The 7524-nt window shown below is 47.7% G+C and carries 9 protein-coding genes, 1 tRNA gene and 1 other annotated feature; of the genes, 8 read left to right on the top strand and 2 right to left on the bottom strand.

Annotated elements, in window-relative coordinates; translation table 11 throughout:
- A partial coding sequence (locus tag IQ263_RS20260) for an inorganic phosphate transporter (RefSeq protein WP_228050216.1) occupies window positions 1-890 on the bottom strand: 890 nt, incomplete at its 3' end.
- Between the two features lie 67 nt (window positions 891-957).
- Between IQ263_RS20260 and rplS the strand changes: the two genes are divergently transcribed.
- The 8 genes from rplS to rplL all read left to right on the top strand — a co-directional run bounded on the left by rplS (window position 958) and on the right by rplL (window position 5532).
- Complete coding sequence (rplS, locus tag IQ263_RS20255) at window positions 958-1341, top strand: 50S ribosomal protein L19 (protein WP_194069690.1); 384 nt, start codon at window positions 958-960, stop codon at window positions 1339-1341.
- Between the two features lie 134 nt (window positions 1342-1475).
- A tRNA-Trp gene (locus IQ263_RS20250) sits at window positions 1476-1548 on the top strand.
- A gap of 325 nt (window positions 1549-1873) precedes the next feature.
- Window positions 1874-2107, top strand: coding sequence for a preprotein translocase subunit SecE (gene secE, locus IQ263_RS20245; protein ID WP_194012023.1), 234 nt, complete (start codon window positions 1874-1876; stop codon window positions 2105-2107).
- Entirely contained in the window at window positions 2104-2742 is a 639-nt protein-coding gene (gene nusG, locus IQ263_RS20240; protein WP_194069689.1) for a transcription termination/antitermination protein NusG, read from the top strand. The genes secE and nusG overlap by 4 nt, the downstream gene beginning before the upstream one ends.
- 3 nt (window positions 2743-2745) lie before the next feature.
- Complete coding sequence (gene rplK, locus IQ263_RS20235) at window positions 2746-3171, top strand: 50S ribosomal protein L11 (protein WP_006635588.1); 426 nt, start codon at window positions 2746-2748, stop codon at window positions 3169-3171.
- A gap of 227 nt (window positions 3172-3398) precedes the next feature.
- Window positions 3399-4112, top strand: a complete 714-nt coding sequence (gene rplA / locus IQ263_RS20230; protein WP_194069687.1) for a 50S ribosomal protein L1 — start codon at window positions 3399-3401, stop codon at window positions 4110-4112.
- A 108-nt stretch (window positions 4113-4220) separates the two neighbouring features.
- Window positions 4221-4392: a sequence feature (ribosomal protein L10 leader region), on the top strand.
- 29 nt (window positions 4393-4421) lie between these two features.
- Window positions 4422-5006, top strand: coding sequence for a 50S ribosomal protein L10 (rplJ, locus tag IQ263_RS20225; protein WP_194069685.1), 585 nt, complete (start codon window positions 4422-4424; stop codon window positions 5004-5006).
- 136 nt (window positions 5007-5142) lie between these two features.
- Entirely contained in the window at window positions 5143-5532 is a 390-nt protein-coding gene (rplL, locus tag IQ263_RS20220; protein ID WP_194069683.1) for a 50S ribosomal protein L7/L12, read from the top strand.
- Window positions 5533-5768: 236 nt separating this feature from the next.
- On the opposite strand, the gene crtD is transcribed toward rplL, so the two are convergent.
- Window positions 5769-7364, bottom strand: a complete 1596-nt coding sequence (crtD, locus tag IQ263_RS20215; protein WP_194069681.1) for a C-3',4' desaturase CrtD — start codon at window positions 7362-7364, stop codon at window positions 5769-5771.
- Window positions 7365-7524 lie beyond the last annotated feature (160 nt).

The raw sequence follows: 7524 nt of genomic DNA, 5'->3' as shown, positions 1-7524 counted from the left end.
GGAGAGGGGGAGAGGGGGAGAGTGGGAGATTGGGAAAATATTCCCTCTTTCTTATTCCTTGCATCCGTTACATCCGTTACATCCGTTACATCCGTTACAAAAGAAGCGGACGTACCTTCTTCCTTCTCAACTGATTCTAATTTGTTCCAGCTATTGAGTGTCAGGCCGATCGCAGCTATTGCCCCGATGCCAATGACAATATCGTGAATTGGAAGATTCCAGCCAAATCGATCGTGCGCGGCGGCGATCGCCCCTGTCTGCACCAAAGCGACATCCACAATAGACGGCAGTACAATTATGCCAAATACGCTCAGCATTCCTGCACTCAGCCAAGGTATCCACTCGCGCAGTTGAAATAGAGGATCTGGCCGATCGAGAATCGAATACTTCACCACACAGTAAAATAGTGCGGCTAAAGCACCGCTGGCAAAAGGTGTCGCCACCCAAGTTAGGGAGATGGTGCCGATGGTTCGCCAATCAACCGCATTAATTCCGGCTGCAACACAGCTAAAACCCGCGATCGCACCTACCACCGCATGAGATGAAGAAACCGGCAAACCTCGACTCGTAGCGATTTGCAGCCACAACCCGCAAGCTATCAGCACTGACACCATCCCGACTAAAAATACCTGCGGCCGGGCAGAAAACACATCTACATTGACAACTCCTGTTGCCAGAGTTTCGGAAACTCCTTGCCCGAACAGCACTGCGCCGGAAAACTCCAGTATGCCTGCAACAATTATTGCTTGCCGCAGCGTTAGCGCTTTCGAGCCTACGGATGTCCCCATCGAGTTAGCGACATCGTTTGCTCCCAAGTTGGCGGCGACGTACAAAGCCAGTACAGCCAGCGCCGCCAGTTGCAGAAATACGAGCTCTGAGCTATTTAACATTGCATTTTTTTGTCATAAAACTGGCAGTTCGATATATGATAAGGGATTGTGAGTTTTGGTAAATCCCATGAAAGGCGCAGAAATAATCCGTTCTATCGAAACGGAAGAAATCAATAGAGTCAAGCAAGAACTAAATAAACAACTCCCCCAAATTTACGTGGGCGACACAGTGCGCGTCGGCGTGAAAATTAAAGAGGGTTCTAAAGAACGGGTTCAGCCCTACGAAGGGACTGTGATTGCTATGCGAAACGGCGGCATTAATGAAACAATCACCGTGCGCCGCGTGCTTCAGGGCGTGGGTGTGGAACGGGTGTTTATGATTCACTCGCCCCGCATCGCTACGATCCAAGTCATGCGCCGCGGGAAAGTCCGCAGAGCCAAACTTTACTACCTGCGCGATCGCGTGGGCAAGGCAACTCGGGTCAAACAGCGGTTCGATCGCTCTCTGTAGGAATGCACCAAGCTTTCCTTTTGTTCATGGAAAATGGGAAATTGAAAAATTTCAAAAAAAAGTTTCCCATTTCCGAGCGCACTGTGTTAAAATAGAAATCTAGAGGTTAAGCGAGTTTCAGCAACCTCACCTGTGCGCTCTTAGTTCAGTTGGTAGAACGCAGGTCTCCAAAACCTGATGTCGGGGGTTCAAGTCCTCCAGGGCGCGCTGAATCACCAAACTTGAAATTCTGCCCGAAAGCGCCCGGATTATTGGCTGGAAACAGCCAAAACCGCAAGTTTTCGGGTAGAATTAATTTTTGTGGGCGGTTCGCAAAAAATGCCATCAACAAATGCTCGGTGTGGTCTCTCGATCGCCCTTAGGAGCGATCGGCACTTATACCGTTGATGGATTTAGCTTGTAAAAAAGTGCAGGCGAAAGGATTTGAAATTTTGGACTTGGGCGTAAGTGGTTAGTGTCAAAAAATCAAAGAGCCGCGAGCCACTCACACAATCTAAAATCTAAAATCTCAAATCGCAAGGGGGATTCGATCGTGGCGAAAAAAGACGAAGCTCAAGAAACTCAAGAGATCGCGGCGTCTGGGTTTGATCCTGTGGGTTTTTTAAAAGACACTAGAGAAGAGCTCGACAAAGTGGTGTGGCCTAGCCGCCAGCAGCTAATTAGCGAGTCTTTGGCCGTGCTTTTGATGGTAATCCTTTCAGCAAGCCTGATCTATTTGGTGGATAACTTCTTTAACTGGGGCGCAGGAAAGGTGTTTGGGCCATGACTTTTGCATCAGAAGAATCTGATTATTCCACAGAAGCGACGGGACAAGCTTCATCGGCAGATGTGCCGGAAATTGATGCTCGCTGGTATGCTGTTCAAGTTGCCTCTGGCTGCGAAAAGCGGGTGAAGGCTAACTTGGATCAGCGGATTCAAACCTTGGATGTTGCCGATCGCATCGTTCAAGTAGAAATTCCGCAAACTCCGGCGATCAAAGTCGGTAAAGACGGTTCCAGGCGGCAGTCCGATGAAAAAATCTTCCCCGGCTACGTACTCATCCGTATGTTTATGGACGAAGATACGTGGCAGGTGATCAAAAATACCCCGAATGTAATTAATTTTGTCGGGGCAGAGCAGAAACGCCGCTACGGGCGCGGCAGAGGTCACGTCAAACCGCTACCTCTGAGTCATTCGGAAGTAGAACGGATCTTCAGAAACGCTCAGGAATCAGAACCAGTTGTCAAAGTATCGATGGCGACAGGAGACCACGTTGTGGTACTTTCCGGGCCGTTTAAGGATTTTGAAGGTGACGTGATTGAAGTGAGCCCGGAACGGAACAAGCTCAAAGTTTTACTCTCGATTTTTGGGCGCGATACGCCTGTAGAATTGGAGTTCAATCAGGTTCAGAAACAGAACTAACTAATGGCAAAGAAAGTTGTTGCAGTAATTAAGTTGGCGATTACGGCGGGAAAAGCCAACCCAGCTCCTCCGATCGGCCCAGCTTTGGGTCAGCACGGCGTCAATATTATGATGTTTTGCAAGGAGTACAATGCTAGAACCGCAGACCAAGCTGGTCTTGTGGTTCCGGTAGAAATTTCGGTTTTTGAAGACCGCAGTTTTACGTTTATTCTCAAAACCCCCCCGGCTTCGGTTTTGATTCAAAAAGCTGCTGGCATTGCTAAGGGTTCGGGTGAACCTAACCGCAAGCAAGTAGGGACAATTACACAGGCTCAGTTGCGAGAAATCGCTGAAACCAAAATGCCTGACCTCAATGCTAATGATGTTGAAGCAGCAATGAAAATTGTGGCGGGAACAGCTAAAAACATGGGCGTGGCGATCGCGGATTGAAGTCAGTTGACAGTTGGCAGTTGTCAGTTGACAGTTGACAGTTGGCAGTAATTCCTGATTTTAAAGCTGAAATCTTCAAGCTCAAATCGCAAATCCTAAAGTCGATTCAGGGGGAGAAGCAAAGCTTCGCTAGGAATCGCAAATGTTTTAGATTTGAAATAAGCCAAATGGTTCAATCGCAAATCTAAAATCTCAAATCCAAAATCGACTGACCCCAGGAGATAACAATGGCAAAGAAAGTATCGCGAAGACTGCAAGAACTTCAAAAGAAAGTAGAAGATAGACCCTACGAACCGCTGGAAGCTCTGCAACTTTTGAAAGAAACAGCAACCGCTAAGTTTGGCGAAGCTGCTGAAGCTCACATCCGTTTGGGAATTGACCCGAAATATGCTGACCAACAGTTGCGGACAACTGTATCGCTGCCAAAAGGCACTGGTCAAGTAGTCAGAATTGCGGTGATTGCTAAGGGCGAAAAAGTTAAAGAAGCTCTGAATGCCGGCGCGGATCTTGCTGGTTCCGAAGAGTTGATCGAAGATATTCAGAAGGGCATGATGGACTTCGATTGTCTGATTGCTACCCCTGACGTGATGCCGTTGGTGGCAAAATTGGGCCGATTGTTGGGGCCGCGCGGTTTGATGCCTTCTCCGAAAGGTGGCACGGTGACGACTGACATTGCTCAGGCCATCAACGAGTTTAAAGGTGGTAAACTAGAATTTCGTGCCGATCGCACAGGCATCGTTCATGTTATGTTTGGCAAGGCAGCTTTCTCAGCGGAAGATTTGCTGGTCAACCTTCATGCTTTGCAAGAAACTGTTGACCGCAACCGTCCTTCGGGCGCGAAAGGTCGCTACTGGCGGAGTTTGTACATATCCGCAACAATGGGCCCATCGATAGAAGTCGATATCAGTGCCCTGCGCGATACCAAACTTGATGCTGCTTAGAAAGAATTAAGCAGAAGGCAGAAGTAAAAGACAGCTTCGGTTGTTTGTATAAATCTCTCACGAGATTTGCATTATACCCTTGCTAATGTCTGCCTTCTGATGGTAGCCTAATCAAAAATCCATAAGCCCAAGACCGCAGGTGCCGAGCGCTTAATTTCCTGCCGAGGCTGAAGAAATAAAAACTCAAGAAAATAAATTAAAAAGTTCTATCTTTTAATTCCTAATTCTTAATTTTTAATTCTCTGCCCCGGCTATAAGGTTGGGGTTTTTGATTGGCAGTTTGAGATCCTAAAAGGAGGTGAAATAAGTATGGGCAAAAGTTTAGCAGTAAAAAATGAGATTATTGCAGACCTCAAGCAAACCTTGAGCGAATCTCAATTGGTAATCGCGATCGACTACAAAGGCTTAACTGTTGCTGAAATCACAGATTTGCGGCGGCGCTTGCGTCCGAAAGGCAGCAGTTGCCAAGTGGCAAAAAACACGCTAATGCACATTGCTGTTGAAGGCAATGAAACATGGCAGCCGATGCAGGAATTGCTGACAGGTACGTCAGCGTTTATGTTCGTGCAAGAAGATATTGGCGGCGCGATTAAAGCTTACCAAGAATTCCAAAAAGCTTCCAAGAAGACTGAACTTCGCGGCGGCGTGATGGAAGGACGGGTACTGAAAGAAGCTGATATTAAAGCATTAGCCGATCTGCCGTCGAAAGAACAACTCATGGCTCAAATTGCTGGCGCAATCAACGGCGTCGCAACCAAGTTGGCTGTGGGTATCAATCAAGTTCCTACTTCGATCGCGCGCGGTCTCAAAGCTTATGCTGAAAAAGACGGCGATGCAGCAGAAGCACCAGCAGAAGCAGAAGCACAACCTGAAGCAGAAAGCGTATCTGCTTAGTCATTAGTCATTAGTCATTAGTCATCAGTCATTAGTGTTAATCCACAGGCTGAAGACTGGAGACGACAAACTAATGATGGAGGAGCAATCCCAAATCCCAAATCCCAAATCTACAATCGAACTAGGAGTTTAACGAATGTCTACTGCAACCGACGAAATCTTGGAAAAATTGAAGACTCTGACTTTGCTCGAAGCTTCAGAATTGGTCAAGCAAATTGAAGAAGCTTTCGGCGTCAGCGCTGCTGCTCCTGTAGGCGGCATGATGATGATGGGCGGCGGCGCAGCAGCCCCCGCTGAAGCAGTAGAAGAGCAAACTGAATTTACTGTCATGCTGGAAGAAGTTCCTGCTGACAAGAAAATCGCTATTCTGAAGGAAGTCCGCGCAATTACCGGTTTGGGTCTGAAGGAAGCGAAAGACTTGGTAGAAGCCGCACCGAAAGCAGTTAAGGAAGCTATTGCTAAGGAAGCTGCTGAAGAAATGAAGAAACAGCTTGAAGCTGTGGGCGCAAAGATTTCTATCAAGTAGTCAGAGAATGTAGTTGATATCAATTCCGGTGACACCGGGATGATTGTTAACTGTTAACTGTTAACTGTTGACTGTTGACTGTTAACTGTTAACTATTCCCTAAAATTAATCGCGCGATATTTACATCTCTCGCGCGATTAATTATTTTTTGCGTAGGGAAACGGCATTGCCGTGTCCTCTTTCACCAGGGCGATTAATTATTTTTTGCGCTAGGGAAACTGCAAGGCCGTGTTTTCTTAGATTTTAGAGGCGGCTTCCATTTGTCGCACTACTGTTAAAGCAGAATAGGAAACACCGGCGGTTCCTTCTCCGGGATGGGTGGAGTCGCCGACTAACCACAGGTTTTTAATCGGTGTGCGGTTGGCAAATCCGAAGGGGCCGAAGGTTGGTATTCGCTGGCCGATGCCGCCTACAACACCTCTATCGCGCGCCGTGTAGCGGGCAAAGGTGCGGGGTGTGGCTGATTCTTGGTGTACAATTTTTTCGGGTGTCAAATCGAAATATTCGCTCAAACGGCCGATCGCCCCTGCGGTATATTTTTGCTTCAATCCTTCATAATCAGCGGAATTCCACCACATTCGAGTATCAGTAAAAGACGAAGCGATAATTGTCGCCATTCCCTTCGGTGCTCGCCCATCACCCGGATGGCTGACTGAAACAAATAATGAATTATTCTCCCCAATCTCGCCGTCGTAATCGTAGAGAAACTGAAGGTGGGGCGGACAATTTGCCGGAATTGTACTTTCATGCACTCCCAAATATATCACAAATGCGCCGGATGCGGGCGGCAGTTTATCGACTCGATATTTGTAGCCTGCCATTTGAGTTGGCAGTTGATTTGTTGTGCCTGAATTATCTGTTAAAGTTTCTAAAATAGGCTCGCTTGACAATAATTTTACTAGATTTTGGGCGGTGACGTTGGCAACAATGCGATCGGCAGTTTCTGTCCAAACTTCGTCGGTTTTTTGATTGCGAATCACTGTACCGGTGGCTTTCCCGTTACTGGTGACAATGCTTTCGACAGTATGCCGCAACAGCACTTTGCCACCATAAAGCTCGATCGCGCTTACGAGTCGATCGCTCAACACCTGCATACTTCCTTGTAAATGATACAATCCCTGCGGCTCTTGGGAAACTCCTAAAGCCGTCGCCGCGTACAGCAACGCCGTTTCTTCAGTATCGACTTGAGAATACAATTTTAACTGTAAATCCAGAAAAGTTTTCAAGCGCAAATTGTCCCCCAACCCGCACAAGCGCAAAGCATCACCCACCGTCATAAAAGTGAAAGGCAAAGTAATTAAAGTATCGGGGCGCACAGCTTGAATTAATTGCCAAAAATCCCAGAAATTTCTCGGCGGCAAAACTGGATCGCGCCCTTGAAAATTCCAGCTAGCTTGGAACAATGTAGATAATAATTGCCAAAAACGTTCGCTTCCGGGGAATTGTTTTTGTCTTTCTTGCTGCCACTTTTGCGGATCTCGCCAGACGCTAATCGGTGCAGTTTCTCCCGGCAAAAACACCGCACAAGCGGGATCGCAGGGCGTGGCGGCGGGAAGTTCGATATCTAATTCCGAGAAAATTCGGTGGTGAATCCCTCCGGGTTCCAATCCTGCAACCTGCGTCGCGCCGACATCGAAGGTAAACCCTTTGCGTTTGAAGGTGGAAGCGCAGCCTCCGGGGACGATCGCCTGGTCTAAGACTAGCACTTGGTATCCTCTGCGGGCTAGCAGGGCGGCTGCTGTGAGCCCGCCGATTCCGCCTCCAATTACCGTGACGCGGCCCTTTGTTGCGGCTGGACTGGGTTTGCTCTCAGGGGGGCGATCGGCTCTCATAATTTATTTATTGTAATATTTCTTAATATTATGCTCATATTTTGCCATAAAAAGCTCTTGTGGCGACAGGTTGAAATCTATCGCTACAAGAGCTTGCGTCCGAGTTGAGAGGACGTTTCAGGGGTAATGCGTGCGGGGTTCACCCGAAGCATTAAAGTTT

Source organism: Tychonema sp. LEGE 06208, assembly GCF_015207505.1.
Classification (GTDB): domain Bacteria; phylum Cyanobacteriota; class Cyanobacteriia; order Cyanobacteriales; family Microcoleaceae; genus Microcoleus.
Note: the sequence above shows the minus strand (reverse complement) of the source record. Positions and strands in the feature narration are given on the sequence as shown.

Excerpts from the sequence above, each read along its gene's own strand:
- rplS (WP_194069690.1), top strand. The coding sequence starts at position 958 with ATGAAAGGCGCAGAAATAATCCGTTCTATCGAAACGGAAGAAATCAAT.
- nusG (WP_194069689.1), top strand. The coding sequence starts at position 2,104 with ATGACTTTTGCATCAGAAGAATCTGATTATTCCACAGAAGCGACGGGA.
- rplK (WP_006635588.1), top strand. The coding sequence starts at position 2,746 with ATGGCAAAGAAAGTTGTTGCAGTAATTAAGTTGGCGATTACGGCGGGA.
- rplA (WP_194069687.1), top strand. The coding sequence starts at position 3,399 with ATGGCAAAGAAAGTATCGCGAAGACTGCAAGAACTTCAAAAGAAAGTA.
- rplJ (WP_194069685.1), top strand. The coding sequence starts at position 4,422 with ATGGGCAAAAGTTTAGCAGTAAAAAATGAGATTATTGCAGACCTCAAG.
- rplL (WP_194069683.1), top strand. The coding sequence starts at position 5,143 with ATGTCTACTGCAACCGACGAAATCTTGGAAAAATTGAAGACTCTGACT.
- crtD (WP_194069681.1), bottom strand. The coding sequence starts at position 7,364 with ATGAGAGCCGATCGCCCCCCTGAGAGCAAACCCAGTCCAGCCGCAACA.